The organism is Butyricicoccus sp. AM27-36, from assembly GCF_003480945.1.
GTDB lineage: Bacteria > Bacillota > Clostridia > Oscillospirales > Butyricicoccaceae > Agathobaculum > Agathobaculum butyriciproducens.
The window spans coordinates 76,447-94,503 of record NZ_QUJR01000001.1 but is presented as its reverse complement, the minus strand read 5'-3'; the positions used below and the strand labels follow the sequence as shown (position 1 = coordinate 94,503).

At 51.2% G+C, this 18,057-nt stretch carries 14 protein-coding genes; 2 read left to right on the top strand and 12 right to left on the bottom strand.

Annotation, left to right across the window (positions count from 1 at the left end; genetic code table 11):
• Positions 1–2 precede the first annotated feature (2 nt).
• From DW724_RS00390 to DW724_RS00355, 8 genes are all read right to left on the bottom strand, one after another.
• Positions 3–2,189 (bottom strand): PcfJ domain-containing protein, encoded by a 2,187-nt coding sequence (locus DW724_RS00390; protein ID WP_118668488.1) that lies wholly within the window; start codon positions 2,187–2,189, stop codon positions 3–5.
• Position 2,190: 1 nt separating this feature from the next.
• Complete coding sequence (locus DW724_RS00385; protein ID WP_050624134.1) at positions 2,191–2,733, bottom strand: DUF7666 domain-containing protein; 543 nt, start codon at positions 2,731–2,733, stop codon at positions 2,191–2,193.
• A gap of 25 nt (positions 2,734–2,758) precedes the next feature.
• Positions 2,759–3,679 (bottom strand): PcfK-like family protein, encoded by a 921-nt coding sequence (locus DW724_RS00380; RefSeq protein WP_182439116.1) that lies wholly within the window; start codon positions 3,677–3,679, stop codon positions 2,759–2,761.
• 72 nt (positions 3,680–3,751) lie between these two features.
• Positions 3,752–4,000, bottom strand: a complete 249-nt coding sequence (locus DW724_RS00375; RefSeq protein WP_025529719.1) for a hypothetical protein — start codon at positions 3,998–4,000, stop codon at positions 3,752–3,754.
• 15 nt (positions 4,001–4,015) lie between these two features.
• A complete protein-coding gene (locus DW724_RS00370; RefSeq protein WP_118668487.1) occupies positions 4,016–5,809 on the bottom strand; it encodes a YodL domain-containing protein in 1,794 nt (597 codons plus the stop codon).
• Between the two features lie 42 nt (positions 5,810–5,851).
• Positions 5,852–7,009: a hypothetical protein gene (locus tag DW724_RS00365; protein WP_118668486.1), complete on the bottom strand. Its 1,158-nt coding sequence runs from the start codon at positions 7,007–7,009 to the stop codon at positions 5,852–5,854.
• A 69-nt stretch (positions 7,010–7,078) separates the two neighbouring features.
• The gene (gene recD2, locus DW724_RS00360) at positions 7,079–9,352 is read right to left on the bottom strand and encodes an SF1B family DNA helicase RecD2 (protein ID WP_118668485.1); all 2,274 of its coding nucleotides are present in this window, start codon (positions 9,350–9,352) and stop codon (positions 7,079–7,081) included.
• A 14-nt stretch (positions 9,353–9,366) separates the two neighbouring features.
• Entirely contained in the window at positions 9,367–10,434 is a 1,068-nt protein-coding gene (locus DW724_RS00355; protein ID WP_118668484.1) for a YqaJ viral recombinase family nuclease, read from the bottom strand.
• Between the two features lie 915 nt (positions 10,435–11,349).
• On the opposite strand from DW724_RS00355, the gene DW724_RS00350 reads away from it, so the two are divergent.
• Complete coding sequence (locus DW724_RS00350) at positions 11,350–11,550, top strand: hypothetical protein (RefSeq protein WP_003501914.1); 201 nt, start codon at positions 11,350–11,352, stop codon at positions 11,548–11,550.
• A 52-nt stretch (positions 11,551–11,602) separates the two neighbouring features.
• Entirely contained in the window at positions 11,603–12,835 is a 1,233-nt protein-coding gene (locus tag DW724_RS00345; protein ID WP_006874387.1) for a site-specific integrase, read from the top strand.
• Between the two features lie 128 nt (positions 12,836–12,963).
• On the opposite strand, the gene lysS is transcribed toward DW724_RS00345, so the two are convergent.
• The 4 genes from lysS to DW724_RS00325 form a co-directional block, all read right to left on the bottom strand.
• Complete coding sequence (gene lysS, locus DW724_RS00340; RefSeq protein ID WP_118760317.1) at positions 12,964–14,928, bottom strand: lysine--tRNA ligase; 1,965 nt, start codon at positions 14,926–14,928, stop codon at positions 12,964–12,966.
• Positions 14,929–14,983: 55 nt separating this feature from the next.
• On the bottom strand, positions 14,984–15,457 hold the full coding sequence (gene greA, locus DW724_RS00335; protein ID WP_117489347.1) for a transcription elongation factor GreA: 474 nt from the start codon (positions 15,455–15,457) through the stop codon (positions 14,984–14,986).
• Between the two features lie 130 nt (positions 15,458–15,587).
• Positions 15,588–16,751, bottom strand: coding sequence for a S41 family peptidase (locus tag DW724_RS00330; protein ID WP_118760316.1), 1,164 nt, complete (start codon positions 16,749–16,751; stop codon positions 15,588–15,590).
• A gap of 61 nt (positions 16,752–16,812) precedes the next feature.
• On the bottom strand, positions 16,813–18,054 hold the full coding sequence (locus DW724_RS00325; RefSeq protein ID WP_118760315.1) for a murein hydrolase activator EnvC family protein: 1,242 nt from the start codon (positions 18,052–18,054) through the stop codon (positions 16,813–16,815).
• Positions 18,055–18,057 lie beyond the last annotated feature (3 nt).

The following is an 18,057-nucleotide window of genomic DNA, read 5'->3' as shown; positions in this document are numbered from 1 at the left end:
TGTCACGCTGCAGCAGCCAATGCCGGAGACTGGATGCTATCCGTGTTTTCCATCAGGTCAGCCATCAGCACATCCGCCAAAAGCCTTCCTGCCAAATGGCCGGTATGAATGATGACCCGATCCTTCTTCAACTGGATAAACTCCTTCTCACGAAGAATCCTGCTTTCCGCAGCCAGCGCCTTGTCGCTTTCTGTCAGCCTGGCAGTAATCACCCGCTGCCACTTCTGCAGAAACTCGGTCGCCTGCTCAATGTCCTTCTTCTGCCGGTCATATTCCGTCCGTTTCTGCCGCACTGTTCCATCTGGCTCCACTTCCAGCGTGTAATAGGCATGGAAAGGATCAGCCGTTTTACGCAGAAACATCACAAAGCTTTCTCGCCGCTCAATCCGGTCCCAGTAGCGGTCACTGCTGCCTGCACAGTGATGGAGCGCACGCCCCTCGGTAATAATGTCCAGAATACCGTCTGGCACCACTACCATGTAATCCGCATCGGCGTACTCATATTTCGCTTTGATTTCCTGACAGATAGCATTAACATGGGGGAATTTCTCCTCCATCTCCTCGGCCTGCAGTTCAATATCCTTCTCCTGGCATTTGAGCACCAGATCATCGTGGCGCCGCCGCAGTTTTCTGGTGCGATATACGATCTCATCATATACATCCATGTGCAATTTCTTTGCCATGGAAAGATAATCCTCCCAGGTACGCAATACCTCATGGCTGTTTCTCCGGAAGGATGGCATCTGACGCCGTACATAGTTATAGACCTGCACCATGCTCATGCGGTCAGCAATGAACTGGACATCCCTGGGGCTAATGTTCTGCTGACACATCCACAAAAGGACATTATCTGGGATTTCCCTGTCGGTGCCCTTTTCATATTGCAGCCACCGCAGCAGATCACAGCCTCCATTATGGAGCCGAAGTCGCTGAAACCTCCTGCTGTCAAGGCCCAGAGCTTTAATCAGACTCCCGGCACTATGGTTTTTGATTAGTTCACTGACTGTTCCGCAGGAACTGAAACATTCCTTGGTAAGCTTCGGCAGGTTCACCTTGCTGATCTGCTCCATTTGCGGTATCCGTTCAAGCACTGCCAGATATTTTTCCGGGTCAACACTTTTCTGCTTCCGAATCCAGTTGACCAGCCCTGTGCATCGAAGTTCCTTCTGTTCCAGAGTTGGCAGCGTTTTTCCATAGACCCGTCCATCATGTGAACCAGACCAACTATAAGAACAGGGGCTTCCGGAAATCCAGCGCATATTTCGCTGTTTATACAGACCCCAATAGTAGGTTCTTGGTTTTCTTTCCCGGTCATAAATCGTGCGCCGGATTTCCTGACAATAAAGCTTGGAGTTTGGAAGGCTTTCTTTCCCATATGTCCGGTCAGCCTGAAATTCACGAACTACAAAACCGTCTTTGCATCGCTGGATTAGGTAGGCAAAATGTTTTTCTGTCTGCATATACCCCGCTCGTCCATAGGCTTTGAATACCACCGGATGTCGGCAGCAGCTACAGCGGCCTTGTTGATTGTGATGGGGATGCACCTTGATCGGCACTTCCTTTTCGCAGTAGGTACAGTAACCTGTTTTGGCGCCGCCCTTTTTGTAGTGGTAGTAAATGTAATTTTGCCGGATGGCAACCTTATCCACCCAGCGGTTCCAGTCCTTGGGAAGCTCCGGCACCTGTTCCATATCCTTATCCCATGGATCAGTTTCCCGCCGGTGCCGCTGTTCGAGCTGTTCCTCACGCACATTCCGCTGAAACTGCCGGATTGCCTCTACCGCTTTTTTATTGATGTTCAGATATGCCTGTATAGATGTCTCATCTTCCTCGCTGACCCAGTAGGCTTTGGTATACCAGTATCGGCGCTTCCAGTCCAATCTGTCCAGTTTGGCCTCACACCATTTCTGGTTCAGGCTATTATAAGTAATAAATTGCCGCTTTTCTTTATCCAGATACACTTCGTAAGCTGGGCTATTCCCGTCTATGCGAAGATGCTCTGGGAAAAAGAAAGCCACCTTCAATATCCCATCCTGCGTGATGCATCTCAGGTAAACATAATACTCACAAACCTCCTGAACATATCCGTAGGCGATTTTTTCTTTTCTTGGCAAGTCTGACGCCGCGATCTGCTTCATCTCATCCGTCGCTGTCAGCTTGGGAAGTGCCATCAGGGCTCTTTTTTTCATCTCAATTCACCGTCCTTCTTGTCAAATCCACGCCATACCACACATCCGGCAGTAATGTGACACCATCAATTTGTCCTACAGCAACCTGTACGATACTTTCCGAATCCGGCGCTTCCTTCGCAAAAGCAAGGATGTCTCCCAGTCTGCCGGTGGCAACGGGGTCTTTCCCCCGTACCACCGCATAACCGCAGTTCGCCATTGCCCGGTTGGCTGCCACATGGGAACTCCACACCCTGCGCGGGTGATCTACCATGTAGGCCAAACCATGTAAAAACAGCTCCTCTTTGGTTAGCCGCTTAATCACAGTCAACTCCGTACAGGCGATTTTGGAGTCATGCTCATCTTCATCGATGTCGCCGCCGGCGTTGACAATATAATATTCCGAATGCTCCAGGCTGGAATAATAGCTAAGGCAGTCGAGCGGATTTTCCGCACAGTGAAATCCATTTTCCCTGCAATTTGCTTTTTCAGTCGTATTGAGCCCCATCACAAACTGATAGCCACGGCATATCAGCCCGGGGCGAAAACCCTTATAAGCAATCATTCTGCATTTTTCCTCCTTTGCCGGCTCAGCCTGCCTTTGCCATCCCAAAATCCAGCAGCGACATCTGCCCATCCTGAGAAGGCTTTTTTTCCTCCTGCTTGGGTGCCGCCTTGGGTTCCGTCTTTTTCTTCTCTGCCGCCTTCTTGGGTTTGCTCTTTGCAGAGGACTTCCCAGCATACGGCTTGGGAACAAACTTCTCCTCATCCTCATGGTCTTCCTTGGCATCAGGGTCACGGAAATAATCTTCCGCCCACTGATAGCACATATCATCCGGCACATCGCAGCCATATGTCTGCTGTCCGGGACCAGGGCGGGTTCCGCTTGCTTTTAGTTCATCCTGCACATAATCCCATGCCTTTCGGTTGATGTACTGGAAACAGCGGATCATGTTCTTTTTCGGATGCATCGTCAGACGGGCAAACGCCGTATCTTCCATACAGAGCATCTGGATATGCTCGGACACACATTCCTTCATATTTCGCCGTGTCAGTTTTTCTACATCGGTACTCACCCTCTGGGTAGAGGCCGCGATTACTTCTTCATCACTCATCGCTTCCAGACGGGCGATTTGCTCCTGCTCCGCGGCTTTCTTCGCCTGCTGTTTGGCGTCAAATTCCGCTTTGCGCTGGGCTTCAGCCGCCTCATGCTCCGCACGCTTTTTTTCTTCATCTTCTGCGGCGGGCGGTTGTGCCGAATTCCCCTCCTCAGCAGACTTCTCTTCCCCAGCAGGCGCTACTTCATCCGCAGGTTCCTCCTCTGCATCAGCCAAAGCAGTCTCACCGGCAGAAACCGAAGCCGCCGATACTGGGACAGTGTCTGTACCTACAGGCGGCACAGGCAAAGATTCCATCTCCTCCAGCTCAAAGGCTTCATCATCCTCAAAGGCTGCAGACGAATCGAACATACTGTTTTGCTGCTCCATTGCTATTTCTGAAAAAACACCCATTGTAAAATCTCCTTTCGCAAAAAATGGCATGGAGTAGGCCGTTATGACCCTTTCCATGCCATTGTGTGTTGCTCACAGCACATATAAAAGTGTGCTGAAGCTGTCAAAACAGTAGCAGACCACGCCAGTATACTGCCTTGACCATTCCTTGATTTTGTCCTGCACCTCCTGCGCAGTCTTTTGATTGCTCATGTTCCAGGGTGGAGGTACCGTTACGGTAAAGTAGCCATTCTCCAGACAACTTCTGACATCTGCCGGAAGATTGGAGCACTGCTCATACAGTGCTGTAATCTGGCTTTTCTTCTTTTCTGCAATACGCATCTGACCCCTATCCCTTCATTCCTGTTTTTGAGCAGGCTCCGGAAGTCTTTTACACAAGAATGGGGAGAAGCGTACCGGCGCAAAATCCCGGCAGTCATTCACATAGAAGTATGTGCGTTTGCCTTGGCAGTCCAGTTCCACCACATCAGATGGAGCCAACGGACGGCCTCTGTAATCTTCCGGCAAATGCTCATTAAAGTCCAGGAACAGGCGCCCCAGCACTTCCATGTCATTCTGCCCCTTTGGGCAACAGACCTCTGCGCTCCATACCGTCTGATAGGCGGCAGCAGGCGGCTGTTCATATCCAGCCTTACGCAGTGCATCCAGTTGCTTGAACGCGAAAGGTACCGTCTGTGTCTCACCCAGGCAAAGCTGGTAAATGCAAAACCTCCGGAAAACTCTCTGGCTGTCCAGAAGATCCTTCAGCACCTGATTGCCCTGAGCAAGAAATATCTGATACTCTTCCTTTGTCAGCCCCAGATACTCTGTCAGGTCCAAATCTTTCTCCGCTCTGGTGTGCCAAAGCTCGACGCAGCCATCTATATAAGTAAAATCACACTTACCGCACAGATATTGCTGCTTAAAATTCATTCTCTGCACCTCCTTTTCCCTCTGTTCTTTCTCCCGAAGGGCAAGCTGCCAATCATCAAACCCTTTATAATTCGGATTCCAGGTCAGCCGACGACATGCCATTCCATTTTTTCGGGCCATCAGATAGATCTTAGATGCCCCATTAGAGGTCATTTGGTTACTGTACTTATCCATATCATGAGCCTCAATGATCTCCTCAGTGCCATTCTGTGCCAACAGTGCAAACAGCGTATCCAACTGGCTGGTGTTGTTTGCGCCGGCAATCGCCGCAAAAGTCCGGTTTGTCAGGCAGTGTGAGATGTCTGCTTTCAGCAGTCCCTCAATGACATAGACCACCCGAGCAGATGGATTGCCGATAAAATGTACCGGGCTCCCGGATGTGACACCCATATTTTTGGACGAGGACGAAAACCAGATGTATTTGGCTCCTGACTTATCCGGTGGATCATCTTTTTGCTTGAGCGGACTATCCAAAAGTATCTGCAGGCCATGTATCATACCGTCGTATCCCACAGCTGGAATCAAAATCCCTGCGTTTTTTCGGTAGAAGTTCATGGTCCAGCGCCCGCTGTCATCCAGATAAAAGCCGGGCACCCCCTCCACCTTGCATCCCTGTTTCATCAGCCGCTCGGTAATGGAGCGGCAAAGGAAAGGGGGTGGAGTGCTCTTGAACCCAATCCGGTCGATCTGTTCATCCGACAGTCCCCGTTTTGGGGAGTGCAGATGGTTGCGGTGGGCAGGCTGAAGAGGCAGCATAGCGAGCAGCAGCGAAAGCGTTTGATGAATTTCCTGTCCGCTGGCCCGTTCTGCTTGCTGCACTGTTTTTAGTTCGCCCCTCCTCTCATATCCGGCAAGGTCGGTCTGAGTCCCCGAAACCGGGGACCCAGTGCCAGCCTGCTGGTTTCCTGCCATCTCATATCCAGAGTTCGGCCGTTCCCTGTGAAAATCGTTGCACAGGGCTTCTCCTATCTCCCAATACGCATCGGATGTAGTCGTATTGTTTAGCCGCGCATAAAGCGCAAGCATACCGCCATGCTCATCACAATAATTGCACCGCCAGACATTTTTGACGAAATTCACATTCATCTTGCCGCGGCGGTCACCACAAAACGGGCAATCCACATATACACTGTTTGCCTGTCGGCGTCTGATTCGTAGATGTAGAAGTTCCACTACATCCATAATACCGAACGGAAAATCTCCTGGATATGAGTCCATCTGTTCTCCCTCCCTTCTTGGCCCCATAGATGGGGCTGCTTATCATCCGGCTTTCTGTGCGGCCATACCATCGAGCATGATCTGCGCCGCAGCACGAACGATATTGTTGGTGCTCTTGTTGCCTGGGGTGAGGTAGAATTTCAGACTCACCGGACGCTCCTTGGCAACTGTTGCCATGGTCTTTCCTTTGCTCAGACCGCTATCCACCACCACATTCTGCGCTTCTTCAAAGGTCATTACCTTCAAGATGTCTTCTACCGGAGTGCTCTCCGTATAAGAAGGCGCCACAGGCTGATCGGGTGCTTCCTGTTGGACAACAGGCGCCACAGGCAGTTCTTCCGGTTCATCCGATTGGAATACGGAGGCGGCCGGCTGCTCAGACGCATCATCCTGTTTTGGACTGCTATCCAATGTAACCTCGCGGCTCGGTACCGGCAGCTCCATATTGGGAGCATTCTCCTCTACCTTGCCGGCAGGCAGTGTATCCATATTCTCCTTCTCTTCTGCAGCCATCTGCTGGACAGTGGGCTGTACCGGAGAAACCGGGGACTGTTCATTCTGAACCGGCTTTGCCGCAGGTTTCTGAATAGGCGCCGGACGAGCAGGCGCATTACGGCGCTCTACGGCGTTCTGAGGCGTTCTCTCCAGCTGGGCATGAACTTCCCCACCAGATTGCCGCAGCGCCGCTCCAGGGGCTTCTACGGGCCTCTGCGCCGCATTTGGCATCGGTTGCTGGATATGAGCTGTCCCGGAAAGCGGAATACTGCTTCCAAACACCTTGCCCGTACTGTCAACAGCAACATCGGCAAACTGCAGACCAAAACCGGCATCCGACAGCGCAGCACTCAATGCCTCATCCTGGGCAGCCTGCACATAGTCGGTACCTTCTTCCGCACTGTGCTGCGAGATGTAACTGCTAATGGGCTCTGCATCACTGCGGTCCAGATAGACTCTGGCCTCCATAATCGCAAGCTGTTCCGTGATCCGCAGGGTAGTCAGTTTCATGCGGCCCTGGGGGTGGCGCAGACGGAACCACAGTTTCTGATAAGGCAATTCCAACTGCAGCATTTCCTCATTTGTCTTTCTGGACACCTTATGGCGCAGAAATTTGAGCGGGTCAAAGCCCGGCACCTTGTTCAGTTCTGCCACTGCCGGAATTGTTTTGTACATCATAGGCATCGGATTACTTTTTTCGTTCATGTTGGAAACTCCTTTCTGACATAAAAATAGGAGACGCCAAGTGCTATTTCTGCATCTGACCTCTCTTTTTTAACTTGCGTTCTTCAATTGTTCTTCCAATGCAGCTGGAATGGGGATACCGGCTTTCTTTGCGTAGGCTTTGAAATACATCTGGATACGCATACCCAGCAGCGTATTTCGCTTTCCAATCTCATTACGATGGATTGCCATAAACAATACCTGTTTCTGCCCAATCAGCACCACCCGCTTTTTAGCGCGCGTGATTCCAGTGTAGAGCAGATTACGATACATCATGATAGTGTGCGCTTTGAGCAGCGGCATAATGACTGTTTCATACTCAGAGCCCATAGCCTTGTGGATCGTAGTAGCATAAGCCAGATCCACATTGCTCAAATCATCTACGCCATATTCCAGCGTCCTGCCAGCACCAAAATCCATGCCGATCTTTTTGCCCTGGTCAGTGTCCTTAATATACCGGATGAAACCCAAATCACCATTAGATACCTTTTCTGTGTTCTTGGTCTGCATGATGCGGTCATTGATCCGGAATATCTTGGGGCCAAACTTGATTTCCTCCTCCGCAGAGCGGAATGGGTTGACCAATTCACGAATGGTCTCATTCAGCTGTTCCGACGACGCGGCGCCTTCTGAACGGAAAGGTGAAAGAATCTGCACATTCTCAATGCCACTCTCCTGTATCTCCAAACAATACCGTTCTGTAATCTTTTCAGCGGTGTCTTCCTGACTATCACCAGACACGAAAACAAAGTCCGGTCCGTAAAACAGTTTGGTATTGCCCTCGTTGATAAATTTGGCATTATAGGCAATCAGACTATCCTTCGACTGACGGAAAATCTGATCCAGCACCGTTACTGGGACGATTTTGGTTTCGATGATTTCACGAAACACATTTCCGGCTCCTACGCTCGGAAGCTGATCTGGGTCGCCTACCAGCACGATTCTGGCATTTATCTTCATGCGTTCAAAAAATTTCTCAGCAAGCCACATATCCACCATGGAAAACTCATCCACAATGATTAAATCGGCCGACAGTGGCTCTGACTTTCTGTTCCGGCTACCCTCATCCTCTTCACTGGTCAGTCCCAGACCACTGTGTAATGTTCGGGCATCCTCAAAGCCGGTACTCTCCGACATCCTGCGGCTTGCCCGACCGGTAGGTGCCATAAGAGCAATTTTGCCATCAGGGTACAGCCGCCGGTAAACCTCAAGTATCGTCCGCAGCACTGTTGTTTTACCAGTACCAGGAGAACCCGTAATCACTGACAAGCCATGCCTAAATGCTGCATAGACCGCAGCCTCCTGCTGTGCAGACAAGCGCAGTCCCATTTCAACCTTGACCTGTTCCAGTACCGGCGCAATATGCTCTACTGGCATCTGGGCGACCAGACGCTGGGCGATCCGGCGCGCCGTTTCGTCCTCTTGGGCAAACACTCTGGGAAGATAGATATTATCCTTCACGGAAACGATTGCTCCATTCAGGATCATTTCCTGCATCATATCCCTGACTTCCTGCTGATGCAGGCGAAGCTCCGGTACAGGTATCTTCTCATTGAGCAGTTTCAGCGCTGATTTCTCCAGTTCTTCAGAACTGATGTACAGATGGCCTCGTTTACTCTTGCCCTCATCCAGCGCACAAAAGACAGCCCCTTTGATACGCATAGGGTCATGGAGATTGCCCCCGCTCTTTTGTACGATTGCATCTACCCGCCGAAATCCAAAGCCGGAGATCTGGCAAAGCTCAAATGGGCTCTTTTCCAAAATCTCTACGCTGGTCGGGCCGAAATATTGATATATTTTCAATGCCGTCTTGGGAGTAATCTTAAACGGTGCCAGCAAGGTCATAATTCCTTGGAGCATACGGTTTTCTGCATAAGAAGCTTTGATGTCCTCCAATTTATTTTCCGTAATGCCCCGGATCTCCAACAGCCGCTCCGGCTGGTGTTCCAGAATATCCAGTGTGTCCACACCGAACCGCTCCACAATGTCTGCGGCGGTTTTGGGACCAATCCCTTTGATAAGCCCGGAGGCAAGATAGCCCTCTACGCCGTTTTTTGTTCTGGGCACAATTTCACGCCACTGCTCCACCTGGAGCTGGACACCATACTTGCCTTTTGCCCATTCCCCATCCAGTTCCAACTCTACCGCATCTGTCCGTGGAATCTCATACCCCACAGCTGTAAAGCGGATCAAATGGTCTTTGTACCGCCTGTTTGACCTGGCCTCAGCTGGCACGCTCTGGTCTGCGGTTTTTACACTGACGATACAAAACTTATTGGCAGGATTATAAAAAATCGTCCCGTCGTAGGTACCAATACAATTCATCCTTTTTCACCTCACTAAGCGGCCTCCATAATCGAGGCTCTAACACTGAACCGTCTGGATTCGGATACTGTAACAAACTGTTCGTAAATATCCGGATGCTCCAGTTTCAACCGAAGCAGGTTATCCTTGTCGATGATGGACTTGCGAACAGGGGTATAGGTAACCGTATAGTTCACTCCCTCCTGCTCACAGACTGCAGTACAGCTGGTACCCATTTCCGCAATCAACAGCGCCTTCAGACGCTGAATATCCTTGTCGATTTCTTTGGAGTACACCTCTGCATTTTTCTTTTCATCCAGAAGCCGCAAATACTGCATGAGTTTTGCAGTCATATCCAGGTCGAGTGCAACGGCCGGGGCATTTTTATCTGCCGGGCCAAAGTGTTTGCGTGCGCTCTCAATAATCAAGGCCCCACTTTCTGTATAGGGCGGCGGCACATGGCGCTGCACATGGTTTTCCCAGAAATACTGCTCCAAAAAGACCATCTCAGCCTCATACTCGAAATCACGCTTGACCTCCCGGATAATAACTTCCTCCTCGTTGTTACCATACAGGCAGCAAAAGAAACATCGGTCAAGATCCGTTACTGCCATATAATGACGCCCCTGAGATTCATAGTAGACTGGAACAGTCTCCTTCCCATTCATCCACCAGTTATCTCTGGCATTATAGTTTGTGGTCTTGATCTCAAGGATCGCTGTGGTGCCATCCGGCAGTTCCACAAAGTAGTCCACATCAGCCAGCATCCAAGGATACTGTGGGTGCTGGAACATCTTTTTGATTTGGTAGACCCGATATCCGGTTTTCCGCTCGAATATCTTTGCTACCAGAGGCTCCAGCAAATGCCCCATTTCCATGGCAACCCAGTTGCCCTCATCATCTTCCACTGACGCTATGTTCAGTTTGTCGTAGTACAGATCCCTGGCTGTCCGGAATGGAGAAGTGCCAAAGATCGCCGATACATCGCTGCCGCCGATTCCACGGCGCCGGTAATCCAGCCAGTCTTCTTCTGAAATATCTGCCGTTTCTACCAGCACCAGCGGTTCATGCCGCTTTCGTTCAGCACTATTGCTGCCGGACATATCAAATCCCCCTTCGTGATCTTCGGGGCAAAATAACTGCCCTCGCCATTGGTGCAACATTTCGGGGCCGGAGCGAAGATACTGCCTGTCTCTTCATCTTCCAGTCCGTGGAATGTGCCGGCTTGACCCGCCGACCATTCTGCTTTCTTTTCTGCTTCACATTCATGTACATGACCTGCCTTTCTCAGTTTTGATTTATCCTTAAAGCCCTTTCAGGCTTACAGGCAATAAAAAAGCGAGAATGACAGACGGCATAAAGCCTGGCGCCCATAGTTGCCTATGAACCGATGTCATTCTCGCAATGGTGGGTAAATCCCATAAAATAAAAAAAGCCAGCAATATACCGGCCTGAAAAGGCGCAGTGATACTACTGACACAAGTACAAAATTAACAGCGTGTGCAATGCAGTCATTACTCCGCAACACAAGCCCTAAAGCCTGTGTACCCTGACGGGCAACGCACAAAAATCAATTACATTGCAATTCTAACACAATATATAGTGCTTGTCAATTCAAATATTCTATATATTGATTTTTGGATTTTCTTTAAATTTTCTTTCCTCTTTGCAGAAGTTCTTTCTTCCCTGCCTATTTATAGGATGTATCGGATCATTTGGTAATACCGGATGATCCCTACACTCTTTTAGTACCTTGACAAGTTCATAACCTCTATGGGGAGTTATACAGGAATTCTGGACAGTGTGCGATGACCACAGAAGCGCGCCCATAATCGAAGTGCTGCACAGCAGCAGCCTGAAATACACGGCAGAACCGTTCTGGCGTAGGAAATGGCCCCATTAGAGTTCTTTTGTTATTTCAATACCTCCTGACCTCAAGACCGTTTTCATTGTTTTTGTTGAAAACCTTCTTCTACAAATCGTAAGGGATCATTGTAATCGAAAAAAGGAGGACGATTATGGAGAAAAGAAAACCGAATGACCTACCGCCGGAGCAGTGCTTGGCTGTTGATACCGATACCCTTTGCAAACTGTTGTGCTGTGGAAGGCACACTGCAGTACAGATTGGGGATCTTGCCAATGCACGCATTACCATGAACACCCGTGTCCTATGGAGTGTCCAGCGTATCAAAGAATATCTTTATGATATTTCCGGCTAAATAACCATGCCAGTAAGGCGCACTACACTTTTATAATCAGGAGGTACCAGTAATGGCAAAAGTGAGAAAAGACAACAAAGGACGAAATCTTCGGCCTGGAGAAACACAACGGGCAGATGGCAGCTATATGTATGTCTACAAATTAGGCACTAAAAAGAAATATCTTTACGACTCCGATCTCGCAAGTCTTCGTGTCAAAGAAAAGCAGATCAACAAAGATAAGGATGATGGCATCCGTACTCAGGAAGCCATGAAGCTTACCCTGAATGATATGTTCAAGGTCTACATGAATAACAACATCAAACTGAAGCCCTCTACCAGAGCAAATTATCTTTACCTGTGGGACTTCTATGTGAAAGAAGAGCCTTTCGCTAACATGCCTCTGCCACAAATCCACAGAAGTGATATTCTCGCGTTTTATACCAAACTGCTGAAACACGGCTTTGCTATCAACTCACTGGAGAGCATCAACACCATTGTTCACCCTACGCTTGAAATGGCCGTGGACGACGATTACATCCGCAAAAATCCCAGCAAGGGCATTTACCGCAAGCTCAAGACGGATGGCAGCGCTCCAAAGCCTAAACGGCGGATCGCACTCACTAAAACGCAACAGCAGAATTTCCTGCGTTTTATTGCCAAGTCCCCTACATACAGCCATTGGCTCCCCATCATGACTGTGCTCCTTGGAACAGGAATGCGTGTAGCAGAATGTACCGGCATTACCAAAAGCGATATTAACTTGAGCGAAAACACAATCTCGGTCAACCACAACTTAATCTACCGGGTCATTGACGGAAAAGCCGGATTTCACATTACCACTCCCAAAACTGAGAGCGGTACACGAATTATCCCTATCCTCTATCCAGAGGTGGCCGAGCAGCTTCGCCTCCAGATTGAAACCATCGACGCATTGTATCCAGACGATCAACTGGTGTTAGGAGGAGTTCACGGTTTTGTTTTCCGCAACCGAACCGGCTCATTCATGAGCGCCCACAATATCAATCGGGCGATTGAGAGAATCAGCGTAACTTACAACATGGAGGAAATGGATCAGGCTGAACTGGAAGACCGTGAACCGGATCTGCTCCCTCATTTTAGTGTTCACAACTTGCGGCACACCTTCTGTACCCGGCTCTGCGAAAGCACCAACGATGTTAAATTCATTCAGCAAGTCATGGGGCATGCCGATTTCTCTACTACAATGGACATCTACACCCATATTACACAAGAGAATATGCAGGAGAAGGCAAAAAACATTAGTGTGAACATGAAGCTGATGTAAAAAGAAAGGCGAATCTGCATTTTATAAGCAGATCCGCCTTTCATATTGCTTCATCCGGTTTCGTAGGGTCTCGCGCAAAAGTTGTAGAAAAGTTGTAGTAACGCGATTTTTTGTAGTAAATGACCTCTTTAGTACAGCTTTGCTCCTGCCGGAATACTGTCATCCAGCATCAAAAGATTTAAGCCTTCCCGTCCGTCATACTCGTACACTGCGGAAATCAGCATACCCTCGGAATCAATACCCATCATCTTTCTCGGCGGCAGGTTTGTGATTGCCACACAGGTCTTACCAACCAGCTCTTCCGGCTCGTAATACTCGTGAATACCGCTTAAAATGGTGCGTTTCCGGTCTGTTCCGTCATTCAGTGTGAATTTCAGGAGCTTCTTGGACTTCGGCACTGCCTCACAGGCTTCGATCTTAACCACTCTGAAATCAGACTTGCTGAATGTCTCAAAGTCTACATCATCTGCAAACAACGGCTCGATTTTCACCTTGGAAAGATCAATCTGTACGCTTGGCGCGGACACGGTTGCATCCTCTGCAGAACCATTTACCGCTGCTTTTTCGGCTTTGTTTTCAGCCTTCTTTGGGTCCAGGGTCTTCATTGTCGGGAACAACAGCACATCACGAATGGATGCAGCGTCGGTCAGGAACATAACCAGACGGTCGATGCCCATGCCCATGCCGCCCGTGGGAGGCATACCGTATTCCAGAGCGTTGATGAAATCCTCGTCCATCATGCCGGCTTCCTCGTCGCCTGCGGCGCGCAGAGCAACCTGACGCTCGAAGCGCTCCTTCTGGTCGATCGGGTCGTTCAGCTCGGAGAATGCGTTGCACAGCTCGCGGCCGTAAATGAAGCACTCGAAGCGCTCGGTCAGACGCGGATCGGACGGCTTGCGCTTTGCCAGCGGAGAGATCTCGACCGGATAATCGGTGATAAAGGTCGGCTGCATGAGGTTTGCCTCGACGTACTCGTCGTAGCACAGTGCCATCAGGTCGCCCCAGCTCTCCTTGCCCTTTTCGATCTCGAGGCCCTTGGCCTTAACGGCCTCCAGTGCCTCTTCCGGCGACAGCGCCATAAAGTTGATGCCGGCGTACTCCTTGACAGCCTCAGCCATCGTCATGCGCTTCCAGCCCTTGGTGAAGTCGATCTCGGTGCCCTGGTACATCACCTTGGTGCCGCCCAGAACCTTTTCGCAGACGTGGATTACCATGTCCTCGGTAATATCCATCATGCCGTGGTAATCGGTGTAAGCCTGATACAGCTCGATGGTGGTGAACTCCGGATTGTGCTTGGTATCCATGCCCTCGTTGCGGAAAATACGGCCGATCTCGTATACGCGCTCCAGACCGCCTACGATCAGGCGCTTGAGGTGCAGCTCGGTCGCAATACGCAGATACATATCAATATCCAGCGCGTTGTGATGGGTGATGAACGGACGAGCCGCAGCACCGCCCGGAATGGTGTTCAGACACGGGGTCTCAACCTCCATAAAGCCGCGGGAATCCATAAAGTTGCGGATCTCGCGCACGATAGCGGAGCGCTTCTCAAAGGTATCGCGTACCTCCGGGTTGACGATCAGGTCAACATAGCGCTGACGGTAACGCATATCGGTATCCTTCAGACCGTGCCACTTCTCCGGCAACGGTGCAAGGTTTTTGGAAAGCAGCGTCAGCTCGGTTACGGAAACCGAAATCTCACCCTTCTGGGTACGGAATACCTCGCCCTCGATACCGATGATATCGCCGATATCGAACTTCTTGTAGCCCTTGTATACGTCCTCGCCTACGTTGTCGCGCTTGATGTAAAGCTGCAGACGGCCGTAGCGGTCGCGCATATCCGAGAAGGAAGCCTTGCCCATGATGCGCTTGGACATCATGCGGCCTGCCAGACGAACGGTCTTGCCTTCCAGCTCATCAAAATGCTCATGAATATCGGTGGTATAATGATCGCGCTCAAAGCGCACCTGCTGGAACGGGTCCTTGCCCGCAGCCTGCAGCTCTGCCAGCTTTTCGCGGCGAATGCGCTTCAGCTCGTGCAGTTCCTCCGCGGTCTGCTCGTGCTGATCCTGCGCCTGATGCTGTTCTGCCATATCTTCCCCATCTTTCATATAGATTTACATTTAACGTCCGTTAGGACGAATCGAATTACTTCTCGATCTTGATGATCTCGTACTTTACGATGCCGATCGGTGCCTCGACCTCAACAACATCGCCGACCTTCTTACCCAGCATAGCCTTGCCGAACGGAGACTCATCGGAGATCTTACCGTCCATCGGATCGGCCTCCTGAGAGCCGACGAAGTGGTACTCCTCTTCCTCGTCCTCCTCGAGATCCTTAACAATAAAGCGGCAGCCGGGAGAAACTTCGTCTGCAGCGTAGCTGTCGCCGGTTACAACGACTGCGTGCTTGATGATCTCCTCAAGCTCGGCAATGCGGGAATACAGCTTGCCCTGCTCGTTCTTGGCTTCATCATACTCGGCGTTCTCGGACAGATCGCCGAAGGAGCGTGCTTCCTTCAGCTGCTCTGCAACCTCATCCGCACGGGTAGTTTTCAGATATTCCAGTTCGTCCTTATATGCGTCCAGACTTTCCTGTGTCAGTTTAATTTCTTTTGCCATGTTTGCAAACCCTTCTTACTCAGTGTCATCGGCTTTCGAGCCGTACAGTACACTATATTATAAATTAAGCACCAATGCCATGTCAAGCGATTCGACCATTTTCTGTCCGATTTTCTGCCGGAGTGCTCGATTATCCCACAATTTCTATCGCTTTTTGAAGCTGCGGATCGGTTTCCGGCGTCAGGAAGAAAAAGTTCTGCGTCTGCTCATCGGTCAGCTTCACCTCAATGTCCGGCGCAATGCCGACATCCGCAAGGCTTTTGCCCTTGGGCGTAAAGTATTCTTCGACAGACAGATTGACCGCCGAGCCGTCGCTCAGCTGGTAGGTGCGCTGAGCGCGTCCCTTGCCGGTGGTGTGCGTGCCGACGAGCGTTGCGCGGTCGTACTCCTGCAGGGCTGCCGCGAAGAATTCCGCCGCCGAAATGCTCTGGTCATCAATGAGCACCGCAATCGGCAGGTCGATGCAGTCCGCATCCGAGGTATAAACGGTCTCCGAGCCGTTTTTCATGCGCAGCGTCATAATGGTGCCCTCGCCGAGCAGCGGGTCGAGTGCCGCGCTCATCTCCTTGACACGGCCGCCGCCGTTGTGGCGCACGTCAATGACAAGCGACTGTGCGCCGCTGTCGGTCAGCGACTGCAGCGCCGTCTTGAACTGATCGGCGCAGCCGTCATGGAAATTCTCGATGCGGATGTAGCCGATTTTATCATTCAGCATTTTGCCCCATGCCATCTTCTGCGTGACAACGGCACGCTGCATGGTCAGCTCCTTGGCGGAGCCGTCCGCCTTCTTGACCGTGACGGTCACATCGGTCCCCTCTTTGCCGGAAATCGCACTGATAACCGCACTCGAACCGTCCTTTTCGGTCGTCAGATCTCCCGTACCGAGAATGTAATCGCCCTTTTCGATGCCGGCCTTCGCCGCAGGCGAATCATCGTACACGAGCGTAACGCGAATACTCGTCTCGGTGCTCGTCACCGAAACGCCGATGCCGCAGCCCTTGCCCTCACCGCTCATGCGGTAGGCTTCGTAGTTTTCCGCCGGAATATACGACGACCACTTGTCTCCCAGACCGGTAATGTAGCCTGCCGCAGCATAATCCGCAACATTGTCCGCGTCCAGTTCACCAACGTACTTGTCCGACACCAACCGGTCGATCTCACGCAGCTTTTTCCCGACCTCGTTGGTGTTCCAGCCGGTGGAAATCAGGCAGATGACTGCCGTTATCGCGCCTGCCGCAGCACACATGGTCAGCGCTATCCGCAGAGAGACCTGTCTCTCCCGCAGTTTTTTCATGGTTTGTCCTCCTCCACGAGAAAAGGGAGAGCGTTACACTCTCCCCTTTTATGTAATTGCGTTAGTTGAAGTAACTCATCGGGTTCTGCGTCGAACCGTTTACATACACCTCAAAGTGCAGATGCGGACCGGTCGAGTTGCCGGTAGAGCCTACCAGACCGATGGTCTGACCGGCGGTTACCGTCTGGCCAACCGAAACATGGATGGCAGACTGATGGCCGTAAGCCGTCATGACGCCGCCGCCGTGATTGATAACGGTATAGTTGCCGTAGCCGGAAACCCAGCCTGCGGTAGTAACCGTGCCGGATGCGGCTGCTACGATCGGTGTGCCGGTCGGTGCCGGAATATCCTCGCCCTTGTGGAACTTGCGGGTACCGAAGATTGGATGTACACGCCAGCCATAGGCACTCGAATTATTGGTGTAACCCGGCAGCGGCCAGGTGAACGTGCCGCTGTAACGGGTCGCGCCGCTGCTGGTCGTGGTGGTCGTGCTCGAGGACGAACTGCCGCCCTTCTTCTTAGCAGCCGCTGCTGCCGCCGCAGCTTCCTTGCGGGACTGCTCTGCGATCTGGTTACTTACGGTGTCCATCTCGCTGGTGATGCGCTCGTACTCCGCCTTCTGCTCCTTCTGGTAGGATTTCAGACTTTCTTGCAGCGCCTTCTGCTGCTCCTCGCTGGATTTCAGCTCCTCAGCCTTGTACTTCAGGTTTTCCTGATACTGTACCTGCTCGTCCTGCGTCTGCTGCAGGTCGTCGCGCTTCTGCTGAATATCCTCCTTCGCGGCGGTGTACTCCGCTACGATCTTCTTATTATCGTCCATAATCGCAGAAACGATCTCCAGACGGCTGAGCAGATCAGAGAAGTTGGACGCGTTCAGCAGGACCTCCAGATAGCTGGTCTCGCCCTGCTCATACGTCGTGCGGACAGTCTCAGAAAAACGCTCCTTCTTGCTGTCAAGCGCCTTGATCGCAGCATCCAGTTCGGTCGTCTTGACGTCGATCTGGTCCTGCAGGCGGTCGATGTACACCGTTACGGTCGTAATCTCCTCCTTGGTGAGCTTGATCTCCTTCTGCAGTGCGGCGCGGGTCTTTTCGACCTCGTTCACCTGACCTGCCAGACTGTCAAGCTCCGCCTTGACCGATGCCTTTTGATCCTCCAGATCGGACAGCTTGCTTTTCAGTTCCTTACTGCTCACCGCACCGGCATAAACCAGACCGGAGGCAATCATCGAGAACACCATCGCTGCGACCAGGATGCCCGCAATAATGCAGGAAATCAGGCGCACGGTTTTCTTTTTCATCATATT